This is a genomic window from Cellulomonas cellasea (assembly GCF_030372105.1).
GTDB classification, from domain to species: Bacteria; Actinomycetota; Actinomycetes; order Actinomycetales; family Cellulomonadaceae; genus Cellulomonas_A; species Cellulomonas_A cellasea_A.
The window spans coordinates 100,705-120,828 of the sequence record NZ_JAUDBQ010000005.1 but is presented as its reverse complement, the minus strand read 5'-3'; the positions used below and the strand labels follow the sequence as shown (position 1 = coordinate 120,828).

Sequence of the window (20,124 nt, the reverse complement as noted above, 5' to 3'; positions counted from 1 at the left end):
AACCTTGCGCACCTTAGGGCTCATGACCCGCACCCGCCTGGGACGTCCGCCCTCTGAGCGTCGCATCCACAGCGCCAGCGGGCCTCTCGTGCCCGGCTGGATCACCCGAAGTATGCGGGGAGAGTCTGGGCGGAGATCGTCCGGGCCTCGTCGAGGGGCAGCGTGAACAGCCCCTCCACCTCGACGGCCGGCACGTGGGCGTGCTGGTCGTCGTGCGCGGCCGCCGTGGCCCCCGCGCCCGCGGCGCACGTCTCGGCGGTGATCCCCAGGCGCAGCGCCGGGACGCCGCGCGCAGTGCACAGATCCGTGAACCGGACCTCCTCGCTGCGCGGCACCGCCACCAGGGCGCGGGCGCCGGACTCGGAGAAGAGCGCCGCGAACGGCGTCACCCCGTCCCGCTCGCACAGCCCGGCGAGGCTCACCTGGACGCCCACGCCGAACCGCAGGCTCGACTCGACGAGCGCCAGCGCGAGGCCGCCCTCGGAGAGGTCGTGCGCGGCGTCGACCAGGTCGTCCCGGCTCGCGTGCGCCAGCACCTCGGCCAGGCGGCGCTCGGCCTCCAGGTCCACCTTCGGCGGCAGGCCGCCCAGGTGCTGGTGCGCGACATCGGCCCACGCCGAGCCGTCCAGCTCGTCACGCGTCGTGCCCAGCAGGTAGACGGCCTGGCCAGCGGTGGTCCATCCCGACGGGGTCGCGTCGGCCACGTCGTCCAGCACGCCGAGCACGCCGACGACGGGCGTCGGGTGGATCGACGAGTCGATCTTGCCCGGCTCGCCGGTGCCGTTGTACAGGCTGACGTTGCCGCCGGTGACCGGGACGCCCAGCACCTGGCAGCCGTCCGCGAGGCCGCGGATGGCCTCGACGAGCTGCCACATGGCGTCCGGGTCCTCGGGGCTGCCGAAGTTCAAGCAGTCGGTCACCGCGAGCGGGCGGGCGCCCGTCGTCGCGACGTTCCGGTACGCCTCCGCGAGCGCGAGCTGCGCGCCGGTGTACGGGTCGAGCTTGGTGTGGCGGCCGTTCGCGTCGGTGGCGAGCGCCACGCCCAGCCCCGTCTCCTCGTCGACCCGGATCACACCGGCGTCGTCGGGCTGGGCCAGCGCCGTGTTGCCCTGCACGAACCTGTCGTACTGGTCCGTCACCCACGCCGGAGAGGCCAGGTTCGGGGAGCCGAGCAGGCTCAGCAGCGTGGCGCGCAGCTCCTCGGGGGTGCTCGGGCGGGCGACGCGGTCGGCCGCGTCACCGCTGATCGAGTCGGCGTTCAGCGCGTCCTGCCAGGACGGGCGGGCGAACGGGCGGTGGTAGACGGGGCCGTCGTGCGCCACCGTCTTGGGGTCCACATCCACGATGCGCTCGCCGTCGTGGTCGATGGTCAGGCGGCCCGTGCCGGTGACCTCGCCGATGATGGCCGTCTCGACGTCCCACTTGCTGGTGATGGCCAGGAACTCGTCGAGCTTCTCCGGCGTGACGACCGCCATCATGCGCTCCTGCGACTCCGACATGAGGATCTCGCCGGCCGTCAGGGTCGGGTCGCGCAGCAGCACGTTCTCCAAGTCGACGTGCATGCCGCCGTCACCGTTGGACGCCAGCTCGCTCGTCGCGCAGGAGATGCCCGCGGCGCCCAGGTCCTGGATGCCCTCGACGACGCGCGCGGCGTACAGCTCGAGGCAGCACTCGATGAGCACCTTCTCCATGAACGGGTCGCCCACCTGCACCGACGGGCGCTTCGAGGGCTTCTCGTCGTCGAATGTCTCGCTTGCGAGGATCGACGCGCCGCCGATGCCGTCGCCGCCCGTGCGGGCCCCGAACAGGACGACCTTGTTGCCTGTGCCCGACGCGTTCGCCAGGTGGATGTCCTCGTGGCGCAGCACGCCCACGCACAGCGCGTTGACCAGCGGGTTGCCCTGGTAGCAGGCGTCGAACACGAGCTCGCCGCCGATGTTCGGCAGGCCCAGGGAGTTGCCGTAGCCGCCCACGCCCGCCACCACGCCGTGCACCACGCGCGCCGTGTCCGGGTGGTCGATCGCGCCGAACCGCAGCTGGTCCATGACCGCCACCGGGCGCGCGCCCATCGAGATGATGTCGCGGACGATGCCGCCGACACCCGTCGCCGCGCCCTGGTACGGCTCGACATACGACGGGTGGTTGTGCGACTCGACCTTGAACGTCACAGCCCAGCCGTCGCCGATGTCCACGACGCCCGCGTTCTCGCCGATGCCCACCAGCAGGTGCTTCTTCATCTCCGGCGTCGTCTTCTCGCCGAACTGCGACAGATGCACCTTGGACGACTTGTACGAGCAGTGCTCGGACCACATCACCGAGTACATCGCCAGCTCGGCGGCCGTGGGGCGCCGGCCCAGGATGTCGCGGATCCGCTGGTACTCGTCGGGCTTGAGGCCCAGCTCCGCGAAGGGCTGCTCCTGATCCGGGGTCGCGGCGGCGTGCTCCACCGTGTCCGAGTGACGCCGGGCGTCGGAGGCATGCGTGGCGGGGTCGTGCTGAGGCGCGCTGGTCATCGATTCCCTCGAGTGGGTGGCCCGGACGGCTGGGTCCGCGGGGTCCGTCGGAAGACCAGGCCAGGCTACCGGCGTCCACTGCGTGCCCGGGCTGGGCGCCCAGAGGGCGGTCGGCGCGGGCCCGTCTGACGCTCAGTCGCGCCCATGAGGGGCGAACGGGCGATACCCGACAAATCTCATGATGTGACCGGGGATGTCTCCGCGGCCGCTGATGGCTAGCGTCCTGAGATCGTGCAGCGACCTCACGCCCCGCGGCGACACCGGCGTTGGCCGAGCCGTCGATGACGACAGCCGTCAGGGCTAGCCTGCGCGTCGACCTGCTCGTCATGTCGGTTGCCGTCGCTTGGGGCGCGACCTACTGGGTGGCCAAGGAGCTGGTCGCCGGTGGCGCGGTGCTCGCCGTCCTCGGGGTGCGGATGGGCCTGACGACAGTGCTGCTCGGGGCGGGCCTGCTGCTGTCCGGTCGGCGCGTCACGAGGAGCGAGCTGACGGTCGGCGTCACGCTGGGCGTGATCCTCACGGCGGTCTTCGCGTTCGAGACGTTCGGCATCGCCGGCACCAGCGCCACGAACGCCGGGCTGATCATCAGCCTCACGATGATCTTCACGCCGGTCCTCGAGTCCGTGGTGAATCGGACCCGGCTGGCGGGGATCTACTACGTCGCGGGCGTCCTGTCGATCCTCGGGGTCGCGCTGCTCACCGCGGGCGGCGAGGTCACGACCTTCGGCCTCGGGGACTGGCTCGTGCTCGGCGCCGCCGTCGTCCGGGCGGTCCACGTCACGATGATGCACCGGCTGCCGCGGGGCAGGCCGCTCGACTCGTTCAACCTGACGTTCGTGCAGATGGCGGTGTGCGGCGTCGCCTTCGTGGCGGCCTCATTCTTCACGCCGCAGTCGGTGGCCTCGTTCGTCCCCCGCATGGACGCCGGGCAGGTGGCGGCGATGGTGTTCCTCGTCGTCGTCTGCACCGTGTTCCCGTTCGTCGTCCAGATGTGGGCGGTCCGTCGCACGTCGCCGAGCCGGGTCAGCCTGCTGCTCGGCACCGAGCCGGTGTGGGCGGCGCTCGTCGGCGTCACGCTGGCTGGCGACCGGCTCGCCCCGATCGGGTGGGTCGGGCTCGTGATCGTGCTGGTGTCGACGCTGGGCGCGCAGAGGTTGGGCTCGGATGGGCCGGCGCGGCCCGGGAGCCACCCGACCGGTCCCGGCGCGGAGACCCGTGAGGTCGGGGCGGCGCGGCCTAGCGGCGGATGATGCCGCGCTGAGTCGCGACGGCCACCGCCGCGGTGCGGGAGTCGACGCCGAGCTTGGTGTAGATGTGCACCAGGTGGGACTTCACGGTGGCCTGGCTCAGGAACAGCCGTTGGCTGATCTGCTGGTTGGACAGCCCCTCGGCGACGAGTTGCAGCACCTCGGTCTCGCGAGGGCTGAGCACGCCGCCCGGCGCCCGGACGCGGTCCATGAGCCGCATCGCGATGGCGGGGGCGAGTGCTGAGCGGCCTGCCGCGGCGGTGCGGACGGCTGCTGCGAGCTCCTCGGGTGGGGCGTCCTTGAGCAGGTAGCCGGTGGCGCCCGCCTCGATGGCGGCGAGGATGTCGGCGTCGGTGTCGTAGGTGGTCAGCACCAGCACCCGGGGCCCGCCGGGCTGGGCGGTGATCTGCGCAGTCGCCTGCGTGCCGTGCATGCCCGCGCCGAACTGCAGGTCCATGAGCACCACGTCGACGTCCCCGTGGGCGGCGCGCTCGACGGCCTCCTCGGCGGTGGTGGCCTCAGCGACCACCTCGAAGCCGGGCTCGGTCTCGAGGACGGCGCGCAGCCCGGCGCGGACCACCGGGTGGTCGTCGGCGAGCAGCAGGCGCACGCGCTCGCTCATGCGCCGGCCTCCACGGGGAGGGTCACGGCCACGGCCGTGCCGGAGCCGGGCGCGGACTCCACGGCGAGCGAGCCGCCGAGCGACCGGGCGCGCGCCCGCATGGCAGCGAGCCCGAAGCCTCCGCCGTCGGCGGCCCGGCCGGGCGCGTCGACGGCGTCCGGGTCGAAGCCCTGGCCGTCGTCGACCACGTCGAGCGCCACCTCGGATCCCATGTAGCTCAGCGTGAGCTCGACGCGGCTGGCATGCGCGTGCTGGACGGCGTTGGCGAGCGCCGACTGCGCGATGCGCAGCAAGGCGAGCTCATGCGCCGACGGCAGCGGGGTCGGCTCGCCGGAGACCTGCACGTGCACGGCGATCCCCGCCGTGTCGGCGGTGGTGGCGCCCACGCGCCGCAGCGCGCTGGGCAGGTCGCCCGCCTCGAGGTCGGGGGGCGACCAGTCGCGCACGAAGCGCCGCGCCTCGGCGAGGTTGTCGGCCGCCGCCACCCGGGCCCGCTCGACGTGCGCCAGCGCCTCGTCGGGGTTGTCGGGCAGGCGCCGCTCAGCCGCGCGGAGCAGCAGCTGGATGCTGGACAGGCCCTGGGCCAGGGTGTCGTGGATCTCGCGGGCGACCCGCTCACGCTCCTCGAGCATGCCCGCGGTGCGCTCGGCCGCCGTGAGGTCGTCACGCGCCTCCTGGAGCTGCTCGATGAGCCGGCGGCGCTCCTCGCTCTCCCGGTACAGCGCCTGGTAGCCGAGCACCACCGCCACCGACACCGCCGCGCCGAGCACCGGGCCGATGACCATCGCGGCGGTGAGCACATGCTGGTGCCAGCCGAACCCCGCGATCGCGGCGACGGTGGTCAGCGCCACCGCGAGCACCCCCCAGCGCGGGCGCAGCAGGTGCATCTCGACGAAGAACAACGGGAACGCCAGCCAGATGCCGTCCGGGGTCAACGCGAGCAGCACCAGCCACGCGGCGATGAGCACCCCGAGCCACACAACAGCGGCGCCGCGTGAGCGCCGCACCGCGGGGACCGCCTGACCGGCCAGGTAGACGACGCCGAGCGCGACGGCCGTCGCGACCACGGCGCCCGCATCGTCCATCTGGTCGGCGACGGCCCGCACTCCGGCCAGCACGAGGAGCGCGACCACCAGCAGGTGCAGGCAGACGCGCAGCAGCACGGGGGTCAGGGATCGGGCGCTCACGTCCTCCCAGGCTAGGTCGCCGCCCGAGTCGCGGCATCGATCAAAAGGCGGAGCGGGCCTGCGCCTTCCGGCCATCACAGTCCCACCGCGAGCGCGATGCCCGTGGGGGGTCGCTCCGGGGAGCGTGGGGGATGTCGCCGGGCCCCTGTCCCGGCGCCTGCATCCACTCGCGTGAAAGGCCGTCATCTGTGTTCGTCGCCTGGAAAGACCTGCGGTTCGCCAAGGGCCGCTTCGCCCTCATGGGGGTGGTCGTCGTCCTCATCACCGTGCTCGTCGGGCTCGTCTCCGGACTGACCGCCGGGCTCGCGCATCAGAACATCTCCGCGATCACCGACCTGCGCGCCGACCGGCTCGCGTTCACCGCCCCGGCCGATGGCGAGAAGGTGTCGTTCACCGACTCGCAGGTCGACGCCGCCACGTGGCAGGCGTGGGCCGACGTGCCGGGGGTGACGTCGGCGGAGCCGCTCGCCATCACGATGACGCGGGCGGCCGTGGACGGCGGCAAGGCCGCGAGCGTCGCCGCGTTCGGCGTCGAGCCCGGGTCGTCGCTGGCGCCTGACAGCCGCGTCGCCCACGGGTCGGTGGTGCTCTCGACCGCCGCCGCCGACGACCTGGGGCTGGCCCCCGGCGACACGCTCACCCTCGCCGGCCGCCAGGTCGAGGTCGCGGCCGTGGCCGGTGACGACTGGTACAGCCACACCCCCGTGGTGTGGGCGAGCCTGGCCGACGCCCAGCAGGGTGGGGCCGCCGCCGACGGTGACGCGCCGACGGCCACCGTCGTCGCCCTGACCACCGACTCCGGCGCCGACCTGGCCGCCGCCGACGCGCGGCTCGGCACCAGCACCGTCACCACCGGGGACGCGCTGTCCGCGATCGGCTCCTACACCTCGGAGAACGGCTCGCTGCAGCTCATGCGCGGGTTCCTGTTCGCGATCTCCGCGCTGGTCATCGGCGCCTTCTTCACGGTGTGGACCATCCAGCGCAGCGGCGACGTCGCCGTGCTGAAGGCCCTGGGCGCCTCCACCCGGTACCTGCTGCGCGACGCGCTCGGGCAGGCCGTGGTGCTGCTCGTGCTCGGCACCGCCATCGGCTCGGCCATCGCCGCCGGTGTCGGGCTCGCCATCCGTGGCTCCGCGCCGTTCGTCCTCGACCTCAGCACTGTCCTCGTGCCCGCGCTCGTCATGATCGCGCTGGGCGCCGCCGGGGCCGGGCTGTCCATCCGACGGATCACGTCCGTCGACCCGCTGACCGCACTCGGGAGCGCACGATGAGCCTCACCCTGACCGACGTCACCCTCACCTACCCCGACGGCACGTCGCGCCTGACGGCCCTCGACCACGTGAGCCTGGACGTGCCCGCGGGCACGCTCACCGCCGTGGTGGGCCCGTCCGGCTCGGGCAAGTCAAGCCTGCTGGCCGTCGCCGCGACGCTGATCAGCCCGGACTCCGGCCGGGTGGTCGTCGCCGGCACGGACACCACCGGACTCGACCGGGACGCGCTCACGACGCTGCGCCGCGACCGCGTCGGCATCGTGTTCCAGCAGCCCAACCTGCTGCCGTCGCTGACCGCCGCCGAGCAGCTCCAGGTCATGGCGCACCTCGCCGGGCACTCGCCCCGGGCCGCCCGGCCGCGCGCGCTCGAGCTGCTCGACGCCGTCGGCATGGCGGACTTCGCCGACCGGCGCCCGCACCAGCTCTCCGGCGGGCAGCGCCAGCGGGTCAACATCGCCCGCGCCCTCATGGGCGACCCGGCGGTGCTGCTCGTCGACGAGCCCACCAGCGCGCTCGACCACGAGCGCGGCGCCGCGATCATCGACCTGGTGGTGACGCTGACCCACCGGCAGGGCGTCGCGACGGTGCTCGTCACGCACGACCGCGCGCACCTGGGCGAGGTGGACCAGGTGGTCGAGATGCTCGACGGGCGGGTGCGGCTGCCCGCGGCGGCGGCCTGACCCTGCTGTTCGACGTCCCCGGGAGCGCCCACGCGAAGGGCGCTCCAGGGGACGTCGCGGGTTACCGTGCCACCGTGCGGAGACAGGCGGCTGCCCGAGGGCGAGCGAGGCGGGGCTGGCCCGCGCAGGGCGGTGGGCGCGGTGCGCGGTGCGCCGCCGTGACAGCGCTCGGAGCCGCAGTGCTCGCGGGATGCACCGGGCTCCCGACGACGACTCCCCCGACCAGCGGGGCCACCTCCGCTCCCACCATGACAGCGACGCCCGAGGCGGCACGGCCCACCGCCGACGAGATCCGCGCCCAGGGCGTCCCCCTCACCGCAGAGGGAGTGACGCTCACCGTGATGACCCCGGGAGCGACCCCCGACGCCGAGGCCCTCGACGACGGGTCGGCGCGGCTCACCCTCGAGGTCCCGGACGGCTCGGCGGCGCCTGCGCTGGTCGCCACGCTCGCGGCCCCGTCCGGCAGCGTGTTCGACGTCCAGGTGGACGGCTCGGTGGTGCTGCGCGCGGCGGACGGGTCGTTCGCCGGTGGCCTCGCGGCGCCGACCGCCCGAGCCGCAGAAGGCGCGGTCACGGCGAAGTTCTCCGCCGTCGCCGAGGATGTGCTCGACCTCACCGTCTCCTCGCTGACCGGCGACGCGACGGTGGCGGCGGGCTCCGCGACGCTGTGGCTCGGCGCCCGCATGCTCGACAGCCCCGCCGACTGGGGTGAGCGTGAGGGCGGCCGGTCACTCGCGGTGCGGCCCACCGCGTGGGCGCGCGCCGGGGGCCTGGCCGCGCAGGAGGGCGTGTGGGCGGCCGTCGTCGCGCAGGAGCCCGAGGCCGACACCAACGGCATGCGCGACCAGTTCCTCTGTCACGCGCTCGGAGCCCCGGACAAGGAGTCCTGGAACCTCGAGCCGTGGCGGCCCGACGTCGGCTCCTTCGCGACGCTCGCGGCCCGCTGCAACCCCACCTGAAAACCGCCCGCGCGCGCCGGGGCCGCCGTGGCAGGCTCGGAGCATGGTGCCCACCGACCGGCTCGTGCTGTTCGCGCTGGCGAGCGTCTCGCTGATCCTCGTGCCCGGCCCGTCCGTGGGCTTCATCCTCGCGACGACGCTGCGGCACGGCCGCGCCTCGGGCCTCGCCGCCACCGCCGGGATCGAGCTCGGGTACCTGGTGCATGTGCTGGCCGCCGTGGCAGGGCTGTCCGCCGTGGTGGTGGCCAGCGCGAGCATGTTCACGGCCGTGAAGGTGGTGGGCGCGGCGTGGCTGGTGTGGTTGGCGGTGCGCTCGTGGCGGGCCAGGACGCCGGGCACGCTCGCCGACACCCGGGACGTCGAGGGCGCGAAGGGCGGCGCGAGGTCGCCCACGTCGGGCGGGGCGTTCCGGGCGGGCCTGCTGGTGGGCGCGCTCAACCCCAAGACCGCTGTGTTCTACCTGGCGTTCCTCCCCCAGTTCGTCGTGCCCGCCGCCGGGCCGGTGTCGCTCCAGCTCCTCACCTTGGGCCTGCTGTTCATCGCGCTGGCGTGGGTGCTCGACTCGATGTGGGCGCTGGCGGGCGGCGCCGTGCGGCGGTTCCTGCCCCGGCTGCGAATGCGGGTGCTGGACCGGGTCTCGGCGGGCGTCTACGCGGCGCTCGCGGCGGTGACGCTCACCGCCCGGCGTGTCGCCGCATGATCTGACCTGGGGTGGTGACGGCTACGGTCGTGGGCAACACCGGCGAAGGAGTGCTGTGCCCACCGACCATGAGGTGACCGCGCATGAGCGCGAGATCACTGAGGCCGTCAGTCTGTGCCTGCCGTCGGGCCGGCTGAATCCCGCGGCCATCGGGTGGAGCCGGCGGCCGCTGCACCACACGGAGCTGCGCGGCTGGGGACGGGCCAAGCGGTGGGAGTACTGGGGGGTGATGACCCCGACGCACGTCATCGGGCTGACGGTGGCGAGCCTGGACTACGCGGCGCAGCACCAGGTGTGGGTGCTCGATCGCGCGACCGGCGAGGAGGTCGACCACGTCGCCGTGGTCCCCTTCGCTCGCGGCGCGGTGCTGCCGGCGAGCCTCGGCCTTGGCCCCGCAAGCGCGACCGCGCGCGGCCTGGAGATCACGCTCACCGAGGGTGACAGCCGCACGCTGCTGCGCGCCCGCACGGAGCGGGTCACGGTGGACCTGCTGTCCATGCCGGACGTCGGCCACGAGAGCCTCGGGGTCGTGGTGCCGTGGAGCGGGCGCCGGTTCCAGTACACCGTGAAGGACGTGGCCCGGCCGGTCACGGGCACGCTCGTGGTGGACGGGGTGGCCCATGACGTGCCCGACGGCGCCTCGTGGGCGGTGCTCGACCACGGCCGAGGGCGGTGGCCGTACTCGATGCGCTGGAACTGGGGCGCGGGCAGCGGCAGGGTCGACGGCGCCGTGGTGGGGGTGCAGGTGGGCGGCCGGTGGACCGACGGCACGGGCTCCACGGAGAACGCGCTGCTGCTCGACGGGCGCCTGCACAAGAACAGCGACGAGCTGGTGTGGGAGTACGACCGCTCCGACTGGCTGGCCCCGTGGCGCGTCCACGACGCGGGCCGCGAGCGCGTGGACCTGGAGTTCACGCCGTTCCACGAGCGCGCCTCCCGGATGAACCTGGGCGTCGTCGCAGGTGAGACGCATCAGTGCTTCGGCACGTGGGCGGGGTGGATGACCGCTGACGACGGCGAGCGGGTGCGCGTCGACGGCGTGGAGGGCTGGGCCGAGGAGGCGCGGAACCGCTGGTGAGGCGCCCGTCCGTCACGAGGTCGTCGGCCCGACCTTCGCCTACCACCTGGTAGCCTCACGGCATCATGCGCTCTCAGACCCTCACCACCACGTGCCTCCGCAGCTTCTCTGCGTCGAGCGCACGGTGTTGTCGCTGACCGCTTGCTGAGCGCGGGTCGCTGAAGCGACCCCCCGGCACTCCCCCGAGGCCCTCGCCTCACCCGCCGATCCGTCGGCATCCCTGACGTCCCCGCGCGCCCTCCTCCGATGATGCGGCGCGCGCCCGTCGCCCCCCTCTCCCGTTCCTGGCATCCCCAGGGCGGAGCCCACCCCACCCACCCAAGGACGGACCATGAGATCCCGACTGTTCCCCGCCGCCGCGCTCGCCCTCGCCGCCTCCCTGGCGCTGGCGGCGTGCGGTGGTGGCTCCGGCTCCACTGACGCCGGCGGCTCCACGCCCGGCGCCTCCGAGGCCGAGATCGTCATCGGCTCGACGAACGAGCCCACCGGGCTGGTCCGCAATGTCGGCGGCTCCTCCGGCGTCTCCCAGACCATGACGCGCAACGTCTTCGAGGGCCTGACCTCGGTGGACGTCGACGGCGCCGTGATACCGACGCTGGCCGAGAGCTGGGACGCGTCCGAGGACGGCCTGACGCTCACGTTCCACCTGCAGACCGATGTCGTGTTCCACGACGGCACGCCGTTCACCTCGGCTGACGTCGCGTGGAGCATCTCGCAGGCCATCGCGCCCGAGTCGAAGAGCGCCCGCAAGGCCGACCTGTCGGTGATCCAGGACATCGCCACGCCCGACGACGGCACAGTGGTGCTCACGCTGGCCCGCCGCAGCCAGGCGCTGCCGTTCTACCTGGCGTCCGTCACCATCGTGAAGGATGGCGACACGGAGCTGACCAGCGACAACGGCACCGGCCCGTACCGGTTCGCCGAGTGGACGCAGGGCGACCACCTGACCATCGAGCGTTTCGACGACTACTGGGGCGAGCCGGCCAAGAACATCGGCGTCACGTTCCGCTTCTTCAAGGACACGACGGCGCTGAACAACGCGCTGCTCACCGGCGACCTGGACCTGGTCATCGCGGAGGACTCCCCCGACCAGCTCGTGCAGTTCGAGGGCAACCCCGACTTCACGATCACCGAGGGCACGTCGACGACCAAGCAGATCTGGACGTTCAACAACCGCATCGCGCCGTTCTCCGACGTGCGGGTGCGCCAGGCGCTGTACAAGGCGCTGGACCGCGACAAGATCCGCTCGGCCGTGTGGGACTCCTACGGCACGGTCATCGGCTCGATGGTGCCGCCCACCGACGACTGGTTCGTGGACCAGGCTGATGTGCACGCGTACGACCCGGCCGCGGCCAAGGCCCTGCTCGCCGAGGCCGGCGTCACCGACCTGGCGTTCTCCCTCGACTACGTCGCCGGGGACAACAACGAGACGATCGTGCAGCTCATCAAGGCGGACCTCGCGGCCGTGGGCGTCACGCTGAACCTCAACCCGATCGACGACGCGACCTGGTACCAGAAGATCTACACGGACAAGGACTACGAGACCACCCTGATGGGCCACGTGAACCCGCGTGACCTGGTCTGGTACGCCAACCCCGACTTCTACTGGGGCTACAACAACGCCGACGTCCAGCAGTGGGTCGCCGACGCCGACCAGGCCGCGACGACCGACGAGCAGGTCGCGCTGCTGCGCAAGGTCAACGAGACCATCGGCCTCGAGGCGCCGTCCGCGTGGCTGTACCTCGACCCGCAGATCCGCGTGGCCCGCTCCGACATCAGCGGCTTCCCGATCGACCAGGTGACGGAGTCCTTCTACGTCGCCGACATCGTCCGGGAGGGCTGAGCTGCTGATGGCCCGTCACCTGCTGCAGCGCGCGCTGGCGCTGCTGGTCTCGCTCGCGATCGCGGGCGTCGTCGTCTTCGCCGTGCTGCGGCTGCTGCCGGGCGACGCCGCCGGCACGTCGCTGGGCGTCGGGACCACGAGCGACCAGCTCGCGCAGCTCCGCAGCGAGCTCGGCACCGACCAGCCGGTCGGCGCACAGCTCTGGCAGTGGGTGACGGGCCTGGCCTCCGGCGATCTGGGCACGTCCTTCGTGTCCCGGATGCCGGTGGCCGACCTCATCGCGGCACGGCTCCCCGTCACGCTCCCGCTGAGCCTGGCGGCGTTCGTGCTGTCCGTGCTCATCTCTGTGCCGCTGGGGATCATCGCGGCGGTGCGGCGCCGCGGCGTCGTGGGCGTGGCCGTCTCCGCGGTGGCCCAGCTCGGCGTCGCGGTGCCGGTGTTCTGGGTGGGCGTGATGCTCGTGTGGGTGTTCGCCCTCAAGGCGGGGGTGCTGCCCCCGGGCGGCTTCCCCCGGCAGGGGTGGTCCGACCCGGCGGCGGCGATCCGCTCGCTGACGCTCCCCGTCGTCACCGTCGCCATCGCCATGTCGTCGGTGATGGTCCGCTACGTGCGCTCGGCGACGCTGGACGTGCTGGACCAGGACTACCTGCGCACGGCCCGTTCGCTCGGGTACAGCCGCACCCGGGCGCTCGCGCGGCATGGGCTGCGCAACGGCGCTGTGCCGGTGGTCGCCATCCTCGGCATCGAGCTGGCCACGTCGCTGCTGGGCGCCGTCGTGGTCGAGAACGTCTTCGCGCTGCCCGGCCTCGGCGCGCTGCTGCTCGACTCGGTGCAGGCGCGCGACCTGCCCGTGGTGCAGGCGCTCGTGCTGATCATCACGGCCGTCGTGCTGCTCGTGAACTTCCTCATCGACCTGACGCAGCAGGCCATCGACCCGCGGCTGCGCGGCGCCGCGGCCACGAGGGGAGCGGCCCGATGAGCACCGACCTGACCGCCGGGGCGGCGCTGACCCCCGACGACCTGTCCGGCCCCCGGCCCGACGCCCCCGCTCCGGCCCTCGCCGCCGGTCGCGCCGCGCGCCGCCGCAGCCCGTCGCTGATCGTGGGCGCCGTCCTCGTCGGACTCGTCGCACTGGTCGGCGTGGTCGCGACGTTCTGGACCCCGTACGCCCTCGACGCCACCGGCAGCGGCCCCCGTCTCGCGGGCCCGTCCGCCGAGCACTGGGCCGGCACCGACCGGCTGGGCCGCGACCTGCTCAGCCAGCTCATGGGCGGCGCGCAGGCAGCCATGGTCGTCGCCGTGGCCTCGGTGCTCATCGCCACGGTGCTGGGCCTGACGCTGGGCATCCTCGCCGCCGCGACCACCCGGTGGCTCGACGTGGCGCTGGTGAACGTCGTGGACCTGCTCATCGCCTTCCCGACGCTGCTGCTCGCCATGCTGATCGTCACCGTGCGCGGCGCGTCGCTCACCTCGGCGATCGCCGCCATCGGCATCGCCGGATCGGCCGTCATCGCGCGGGTCACCCGGGTCAACACCGCGCGCGTGCTGCGCGAGGACTACGTGACAGCCGCGAAGGCGTCGGGCACCGGCTGGTGGGGCGCCCTCCGGCGGCACGTGCTGCCGAACATCAGCCCCACGCTGCTGGTGCAGGTCATGCTGCTGGCCGGCTCCGCGATCCTCGCCGAGGCGTCGCTGTCCTACTTGGGGCTCGGCGCCCCGCCGCCGCAGGCATCCTGGGGGCGGCTGCTGCGCGAGGCGCAGGCCACGATGCTGGTGCAGCCGTGGGGCGCGATCCTGCCCGGCCTGGCCGTGGTGGCCACGGTGCTGGGGCTCAACCTGCTGGGCGACGGCCTCCGCGAGCGCAACGACCCGAACCTGCGAGGTGACCGATGAGCCTCCTCGAAGTCCGCGACCTGACAGTCCGCACATCTGGCGGGCGCACCCTGCTCGACTCCGTGAGCTGGTCCGTCGAGGCTGGCGGCCGGCTGGGCGTGATCGGCGAGTCCGGATCGGGCAAGTCGATGACCGCGCTGGCCGTGCTGGGCCTGCTGCCCGACGGGATGACGACGACGGGCCAGGTGCTGCTGGACGGCGTCGACCTGCTCACGCTGCCCAGCCGCAGGCTCGACCGCATCCGCGGCGCGCAGATCGCAATGGTGTTCCAGGAGCCGCTCACGGCCCTGGACCCGCTGATGACCGTGGGCCGCCAGATCGCCGGGCCGCTGCGCCTGCACCGCGGGCACTCGCGCGCGCAGGCCCGCGAGCAGGCGGCGGCGCTGTGCCGCATGGTGCGCCTCGACGACTACGAGCGGATCCTCGGCTCGTACCCGTGGCAGCTCTCCGGCGGGCAGCGGCAGCGCGTCGCCCTGGCGATGGCGCTCGCGTGCGAGCCGCGCGTCCTGCTGGCCGACGAGCCGACCACCGCCCTCGACGTCACCGTCCAGGCGGAGGTGCTCGACCTGCTCGACGAGCTCGTGGACCGCACCGGCGTCACCCTCGTCTTCGTCTCCCACGACCTGCCGGTGGTCGCGCGGGTCGCGCGGGACCTGGTGGTGATGCGCGAGGGCCGGGTCGTCGAGTCCACCACCGTGGCCGACGCGCTGGCCGCCCCCGCCCACCCGTACACCCGCCAGCTCATCGACGCGGCCCGTGCCGTGACCCGGCTGCCGTTCACACAGGAGGCGCTGTGAGCACCGCATCTGGCCTCGACACCGTGCCCGGGCCTGCGCTGACGACTCCGACGGGCGCCCCACTGCTCGAGCTCGTGGGCGTCGGGCGCTCGTACGGCTCCGGGCCGCGGGCCACCACCGCGCTGGCCGGCGTGGACCTGGCCGTCCACGCCGGGCGCAGCGTCGGCATCGTCGGGGAGTCCGGCGCCGGCAAGTCGACGCTGCTGCGCCTGCTCCTCGCCCTCGACCGGCCGACCACCGGGGAGGTCCGGTACCGCGGCGAGCCGCTCGCCCACCGCAACCGGGCCGCCGTGCGCCGGTTCCGGCGCGACGTGCAGATCGTCTTCCAGGACCCGCGCTCCTCGCTGGACCCCCGGATGACCGTCGGGGACGTCATCGCCGAGCCGCTGCGCTCGCTGCGCATCCCCGGCGACCGCCGCGCGCGCGTCGCCGAGGTGCTCGGCTGGGTGGGACTGGAGCCCGACGCGGCGACCCGGTACCCGGCGCAGTTCTCCGGCGGGCAGCGGCAGCGCATCGCCATCGCCCGCGCGCTGGCGCCTTCGCCGTCGGTGCTGGTGGGCGACGAGCCGGTCAGCGCCCTGGACGTGTCCGTGCGGGAGCAGGTGATGGACCTGCTGCGCCGCCTGCGCGCCGAGCTGGGCCTGACGCTCGTGCTGGTCAGCCACGACATCGCCGTGGTCGGCCAGCTCTGCGAGGAGACCGTCGTGCTGCATGACGGGCGCGTCGTCGAGGCCGGGACCACCGAGCAGGTGCTCACCCGCCCCCAGGACCCGTACACCCAGCGGCTGCTCGCCGCCGTGCCCCGCCTGCCCTGACCGCCCGCGAATCCCGTTGACCCGGGGCGCGCCCGCGCCAAGACTGCCCGGGTGGACCACGAGACCCCGCTGACCGGCGGCAACACGACAGCCGGCGTGGTGCGCGTCGGCGACACCGTGCGCCGCACGGCGGGCCCGTGGACGCCCGCCGTCCACGCGGTGCTGGAGCGGCTGGCGGAGGTCGGCTTCGCCCACGCGCCGCGCTCCCACGGCCTGGACGATCAGGGCCGCCACGTCGTGGACTTCATCCCCGGCCCGATGGCGCACCCGACGCGCCCGGGCGTCACGCCGCCGGACCTACGCGAGGTGGGACGCGTGGCCCGGGACCTGCACGACGCGCTCGACGGCTGGGCGCCGCCACCGGACGCGCAGTGGCACACAGTCATCGCCCCCGACGGCACTGACCTGGTCATCCACCACGATCTGGCGCCATGGAACCTGGTGCTGGCCGACGATCGGCTCGTGCTCATCGACTGGGATGGCTGCGGGCCCGGCACCCGCGGCTGGGACCTGGCCTATGCGGCGCACGGCTTCATCCCACTGTCGCCAGGCGGCCCCGGGCCGTCCGCGTCGGGTGACGCGCTGCGCGCCCTCGCCGACGGCTACCGACTCGACGAGGCCGGGCGCACCCGGCTGGCGGACCTGCTGGCCCCCCGCGCGTGGAGCATGTTCGACCTGCTGGAGGGCGGCCATCGCACGGGCGCCCAGCCGTGGGCGCGGCTGTGGGACGAGGGACACGGCGGCTACTGGCGCGATGACGCCGAGTGGATCGAGGCGCACCACGAGGCGCTGCGCCGCGCCCTGGGCGTGGACTGAGGCCAGCCGTCCATCAGGGGTCAGTGCAGCAGCTCGATCCAGTTCGGCGGCACGTTCGCCGTCGGGGCAGGGACGGGTTGGTCCGTCGGGTGGTGCGTCGGAGCGGCCAGCGGCGGCCCCTGGAAGAAGCCCTCACGCGGGTAGTCCCAGAACCACTCCTCGCCCGGCTCGTAGGACTGGATGATCGGGTGGCCGGTGTCGTGGTTGTGCCCGGTGGCGTGCTGGGCCGGCGACGAGTCGCAGCACCCCACATGGCCGCACTCGGCGCAACGCCGCAGGTGGAACCACCAGCCGCCGGACTGCAAGCACTCGACGCAGCCGGGCCCGCTCGGCGGGATGGTGGTGTCGATGCCGGGGATCGCTGGCTCGCTCATCTCTCAGCCTCCTGCGGGTGACGGCACTGGCGTCTCCTTCGAGGCTAGGCGCAGCCGCCGGGCAGGGCGCGGCAACGGCCCCGCGCATGTCTCGCGCGGGGCCGTTGCCAGGGCTGGAGCCGTCAGGCGGGCGTCGCCTCCGCCGGGATGGCGTCGCCGATCGGGTTCGCGGTCTCCGTCACGGGCGGCGTCTTGGCGATCTTCGCCGCGGGCGACTGCTTCTCCGGCAGCGGCGCGTCGGCGGAGGCCCGCTGGGCCCGGTAGTACGCCCGCGCCTCGTCCTGGCGCTCCCGCTCGGCGCCGGAGGCGATGGGCGCGCGCACGTGCTCGGGCCCGTACCCGAACGCGTCGACGAGCTCCTGCGCATGCGGGCGCAGCCGCCGCAGCAGCCGGTCGATGTACGAGGTGACGGTGCGCGCGCGGCCTGCCGACAGGCGCCCGTGGATCAGGTACCAGGCGAGGTTCCGCTCGATGACCGACAGGCCGAACAGGTCGCGCAGCCAGACCAGCACGCGCTTGGTCCCCGGGTCCTCCACCTGCTCGATCCCCGCGGTGAAGGACTCCCACAGGATCAGGTCCACGTGGGCGCGGGCCATCTCGATCAGCTCGTGCTGGTGCTCGTTGAACAGCTCGGCTGCCTGCTCGCGGGGCGCCTTGGTCGCCGGGCGTAGGGCCTGGGCGACGTCGGCGACCATCGTGTCGACCCGGTCGGCGAGCAGCGCGTGCTGGGTGTCCGCGTCGCGGAGCTGCCCGGCGGAGCGGCGGGCATCGCCCACGTCGGTGATGGTCTGCACGGCGCGCAGCAGCGGGGTGCGGTGCAGGGCCGCCGACGCGGCCTGCCCGGCGACGAACTTGGCCACGCCGCCCGCGTCGAACTTGGCGAACTCGCGGCCATAGTCGGCGAGCAGCCGCTTGGCCACGAGCTGCAGCAGCACCGTGTTGTCGCCCTCGAACGTCACGTAGACGTCCAGGTCGGCGCGCAGCGACGTGAGCCGGTTCTCGGTGAGGAACCCCGCGCCGCCGCAGGCCTCCCGCGCCGTCTGGAGCGTCTTGAGGGCGAGCCAGGTCGAGGCGGGCTTGAGCGACGCGGCGAGGGTCTCCAGGTCCTGGCGCGCCTCGTCGGTGTCCTCGCGGCCGGAGAACACGTCGTCGAACTTGGCGAGCAGCGCCTCATGGGCGAAGGACCCCGCGTAGGTGTCGGCGAGCAGCGGCAGCAGTCGGCGCTGGTGCTCGGCGTAGTCGAGCAGCACCGTCTCCTCGGTGTCGGAGGCGCCGGTGAACTGGCGGCGCTCATTGCCGTACGTCACCGCGATGACGAGCCCCACCTTGGCGGCGTTCACCGCGGCGCCGTCGAGGGAGACGCGGCCCTGCACCAGGGTGCCGAGCATCGTGAAGAACCGGCGGCCGGGGCTGGCGATGGGCGAGGAGTACGTGCCGTCCGCCGCGACGTCGCCGTACCGGTTGAGCAAGTTGGCGCGCGGCACCCGGACCTGGTCGAAGTGCAGGCGGCCGTTGTCGATGCCGTTGAGGCCGCCCTTGAGCCCGTCGTCCTCGCCGCCGATGCCGGGCAAGAACTCCCCGGTCTGCGGGTCGCGCAGCGGCACATACAGCGCGTGCACCCCGTGGTTGACGGCCGGCGCGCCCGGGGCTGCGGTGATGAGCTGGGCGAAGACGACAGCGGCGGTGCCGTGCAGCGCCGCGTTGCCCAGATAGTCCTTCCACGCCGCGCGGAACGGCGTGTGGATGACGAACTCCTCAGTCGCCGGGTCGTAGGTCGCGGTGGTGCCGATGCTCGCGACATCCGAGCCGTGGCCGGTCTCCGTCATGGCGAACGCGCCGGGGACGTCCACGCTCATCGCCGCGGGCAGCAGCCGCTGGTGGTGGTCGGCGGTGCCGAGGTGCAGGATCGCGGAGGCGAACAGCCCCCACTGCACCCCCGCCTTGATCTGCAGCGACGGGTCGGCGACGACCAGCTCCTCGAACCGGGAGAGGCTGCCGCCGTGATCGTCACGGCCGCCCAGCGCGGCGGGGAACGCGCGCAGCACATCGGCCTCGCGGGCCAGGGTGCGCAGCTGGTCGAGCACGCGGGCCCGGTGCTCGTCGAGGCTCAGGCCCTCGATCCGCTGGAACCGCTCGTCGCCTGCGACGGCGCGGGCCTGGCGGCGGAGCTCGGCGTACGGGCCGAGCAGGATGGCAGCGAGCCCCTCGACGTCGACCGTGGGGTCGTCGGACGGGATCGCGCGGGCCGGACGGGCGGAGCTGGCGGTCATCGGGACTCCTCGGTCGAGAACGTGTCGGACTCGGCGTGCTGCGGGGGCTGCGGGGAGGTGGTGGTGGGCGTGCGGCCGCGCTCGCGGGCGACGAGCCCGACGGGGCCGGCCCAGAGCCAGGCGGAGATCTGCGCGGTGACGGCCTCGCGGTCGGGGTTGCCGGGCTGGCCGCGCTGCGCGAGCCAGCGCTCGCCGGCTCCGCGCACGAATCCGACGGCGCCGGCGGCCCAGGCCTCGACGAGCGCCCGCTGGGTGGCCTCGGCGTCGGTCTCGGTCTCGGCGGCGCCCCGGGCGTCGTCGTCGGGCCGGACGGCGGAGCCGGACTCGTCGGTGAGCCCGCGCAGGAACGGCGCCGCGACGAGGTGGGTCACCGAGTCCAGGAAGTGGCCGAGCGGGCCGCCGGACTCCACTGAGCCGTCGCGGGTGACGAACGCGTACACGTGCGGGGAGGACTCGATCATCTCCAGGTAGACCGCGACCATCGCGCGCAGTCCCTCACGGGGAGTGGGCGCCACGCGCAGCACTCCCTCGAGCGCGCCCTGGATCTGCAGCACGACGGCTTCGGCGACGGCGATCTGCAGGCCGGTCTTATCCGCGAAGTACCTGTAGACGATCGACTTGGAGGTGCCGGCGGCGGCCGCGATCTCCTCCATCGAGACGTCCGGGCCCTGGTGGTGGACGGTCTTGCGGGCCACGCGGACGAACTCGGCGCGGCGGGTCTCGCGGTGGTCCGCCCAGCGGGTCGAGCGGCCGTCAGGCGAGGTGTCGGGCAGGGCGTCGGGGCCGAGGATCGCCGGCGTGGGCCGGTCTCCGGGGCGCGTGGAAGGGGCGGCGGCGCCTGTCGCCTGCCGCAGCAGAGCCGGTGTGGCGCCCGTCGCCGTCGACGGGGCAGGTGTGATCTGACTCACGAAACCGAAGGTATCAGGTACTGTGGGTTTCGGACACATATCACCGCCTGGGATTCTTCCCCTGGGCCACAGGTCCCAGGCCAGGGCACGCTGAACCCCATACGTGCCGGCACAGCACGACGGCAACTCAGGCACGGCATCTCAGGCTCAG

At 73.6% G+C, this 20,124-nt stretch carries 18 protein-coding genes; 12 read left to right on the top strand and 6 right to left on the bottom strand.

The features are described from left to right. Positions 1-101 precede the first annotated feature (101 nt). The gene (gene purL / locus QUV83_RS06675; protein WP_289563413.1) at positions 102-2,513 is read right to left on the bottom strand and encodes a phosphoribosylformylglycinamidine synthase subunit PurL; all 2,412 of its coding nucleotides are present in this window, start codon (positions 2,511-2,513) and stop codon (positions 102-104) included. A 281-nt stretch (positions 2,514-2,794) separates the two neighbouring features. Between purL and QUV83_RS06670 the strand changes: the two genes are divergently transcribed. Further along, entirely contained in the window at positions 2,795-3,763 is a 969-nt protein-coding gene (locus QUV83_RS06670; protein WP_289563412.1) for a DMT family transporter, read from the top strand. Here the strand turns inward: QUV83_RS06670 and QUV83_RS06665 are convergent. Together QUV83_RS06665 and QUV83_RS06660 are read right to left on the bottom strand one after the other, a co-directional pair. After that, positions 3,750-4,382, bottom strand: a complete 633-nt coding sequence (locus QUV83_RS06665) for a response regulator (RefSeq protein WP_289563411.1) — start codon at positions 4,380-4,382, stop codon at positions 3,750-3,752. The genes QUV83_RS06670 and QUV83_RS06665 overlap by 14 nt on opposite strands. Beyond that, positions 4,379-5,569: a sensor histidine kinase gene (locus QUV83_RS06660; RefSeq protein ID WP_289563410.1), complete on the bottom strand. Its 1,191-nt coding sequence runs from the start codon at positions 5,567-5,569 to the stop codon at positions 4,379-4,381. The genes QUV83_RS06665 and QUV83_RS06660 overlap by 4 nt, the downstream gene beginning before the upstream one ends. Positions 5,570-5,757: 188 nt before the next feature. Here QUV83_RS06660 and QUV83_RS06655 point away from each other — a divergent pair, with 188 nt between their 5' ends. The 11 genes from QUV83_RS06655 to QUV83_RS06605 all read left to right on the top strand — a co-directional run bounded on the left by QUV83_RS06655 (position 5,758) and on the right by QUV83_RS06605 (position 16,421). Beyond that, positions 5,758-6,840, top strand: a complete 1,083-nt coding sequence (locus QUV83_RS06655) for an ABC transporter permease (protein ID WP_289563409.1) — start codon at positions 5,758-5,760, stop codon at positions 6,838-6,840. After that, positions 6,837-7,520 (top strand): ABC transporter ATP-binding protein, encoded by a 684-nt coding sequence (locus QUV83_RS06650; protein WP_289563408.1) that lies wholly within the window; start codon positions 6,837-6,839, stop codon positions 7,518-7,520. The genes QUV83_RS06655 and QUV83_RS06650 overlap by 4 nt, the downstream gene beginning before the upstream one ends. A 248-nt stretch (positions 7,521-7,768) precedes the next feature. Then, positions 7,769-8,479, top strand: a complete 711-nt coding sequence (locus tag QUV83_RS06645; protein WP_289563407.1) for a DUF2599 domain-containing protein — start codon at positions 7,769-7,771, stop codon at positions 8,477-8,479. A 43-nt stretch (positions 8,480-8,522) separates the two neighbouring features. Further along, positions 8,523-9,179, top strand: a complete 657-nt coding sequence (locus QUV83_RS06640; RefSeq protein ID WP_289563406.1) for a LysE family translocator — start codon at positions 8,523-8,525, stop codon at positions 9,177-9,179. Between the two features lie 55 nt (positions 9,180-9,234). Then, a complete protein-coding gene (locus tag QUV83_RS06635) occupies positions 9,235-10,257 on the top strand; it encodes a DUF2804 domain-containing protein (protein WP_289563405.1) in 1,023 nt (340 codons plus the stop codon). 331 nt (positions 10,258-10,588) lie between these two features. Continuing rightward, positions 10,589-12,100: an ABC transporter substrate-binding protein gene (locus QUV83_RS06630; protein ID WP_289563404.1), complete on the top strand. Its 1,512-nt coding sequence runs from the start codon at positions 10,589-10,591 to the stop codon at positions 12,098-12,100. Positions 12,101-12,107: 7 nt separating this feature from the next. After that, complete coding sequence (locus QUV83_RS06625; RefSeq protein ID WP_289563403.1) at positions 12,108-13,079, top strand: ABC transporter permease; 972 nt, start codon at positions 12,108-12,110, stop codon at positions 13,077-13,079. Continuing rightward, positions 13,076-13,993: an ABC transporter permease gene (locus QUV83_RS06620; RefSeq protein WP_289563402.1), complete on the top strand. Its 918-nt coding sequence runs from the start codon at positions 13,076-13,078 to the stop codon at positions 13,991-13,993. The genes QUV83_RS06625 and QUV83_RS06620 overlap by 4 nt, the downstream gene beginning before the upstream one ends. Then, positions 13,990-14,790, top strand: coding sequence for an ATP-binding cassette domain-containing protein (locus QUV83_RS06615; protein WP_289563401.1), 801 nt, complete (start codon positions 13,990-13,992; stop codon positions 14,788-14,790). The genes QUV83_RS06620 and QUV83_RS06615 overlap by 4 nt, the downstream gene beginning before the upstream one ends. Positions 14,791-14,852: 62 nt before the next feature. Then, on the top strand, positions 14,853-15,605 hold the full coding sequence (locus tag QUV83_RS06610) for an ABC transporter ATP-binding protein (RefSeq protein WP_436231893.1): 753 nt from the start codon (positions 14,853-14,855) through the stop codon (positions 15,603-15,605). 51 nt (positions 15,606-15,656) lie between these two features. Beyond that, complete coding sequence (locus QUV83_RS06605; RefSeq protein ID WP_289563400.1) at positions 15,657-16,421, top strand: phosphotransferase; 765 nt, start codon at positions 15,657-15,659, stop codon at positions 16,419-16,421. A 20-nt stretch (positions 16,422-16,441) separates the two neighbouring features. Here the strand turns inward: QUV83_RS06605 and QUV83_RS06600 are convergent, their stop codons facing one another. From QUV83_RS06600 to QUV83_RS06590, 3 genes are all read right to left on the bottom strand, one after another. After that, positions 16,442-16,795, bottom strand: coding sequence for a UBP-type zinc finger domain-containing protein (locus QUV83_RS06600; protein ID WP_289563399.1), 354 nt, complete (start codon positions 16,793-16,795; stop codon positions 16,442-16,444). Positions 16,796-16,917: 122 nt separating this feature from the next. After that, complete coding sequence (locus QUV83_RS06595) at positions 16,918-19,065, bottom strand: acyl-CoA dehydrogenase family protein (protein WP_289563398.1); 2,148 nt, start codon at positions 19,063-19,065, stop codon at positions 16,918-16,920. After that, positions 19,062-19,973, bottom strand: a complete 912-nt coding sequence (locus tag QUV83_RS06590; protein ID WP_436231891.1) for a TetR/AcrR family transcriptional regulator — start codon at positions 19,971-19,973, stop codon at positions 19,062-19,064. Before QUV83_RS06590 ends, QUV83_RS06595 begins: the two co-directional genes overlap by 4 nt. Positions 19,974-20,124: the final 151 nt, after the last annotated feature.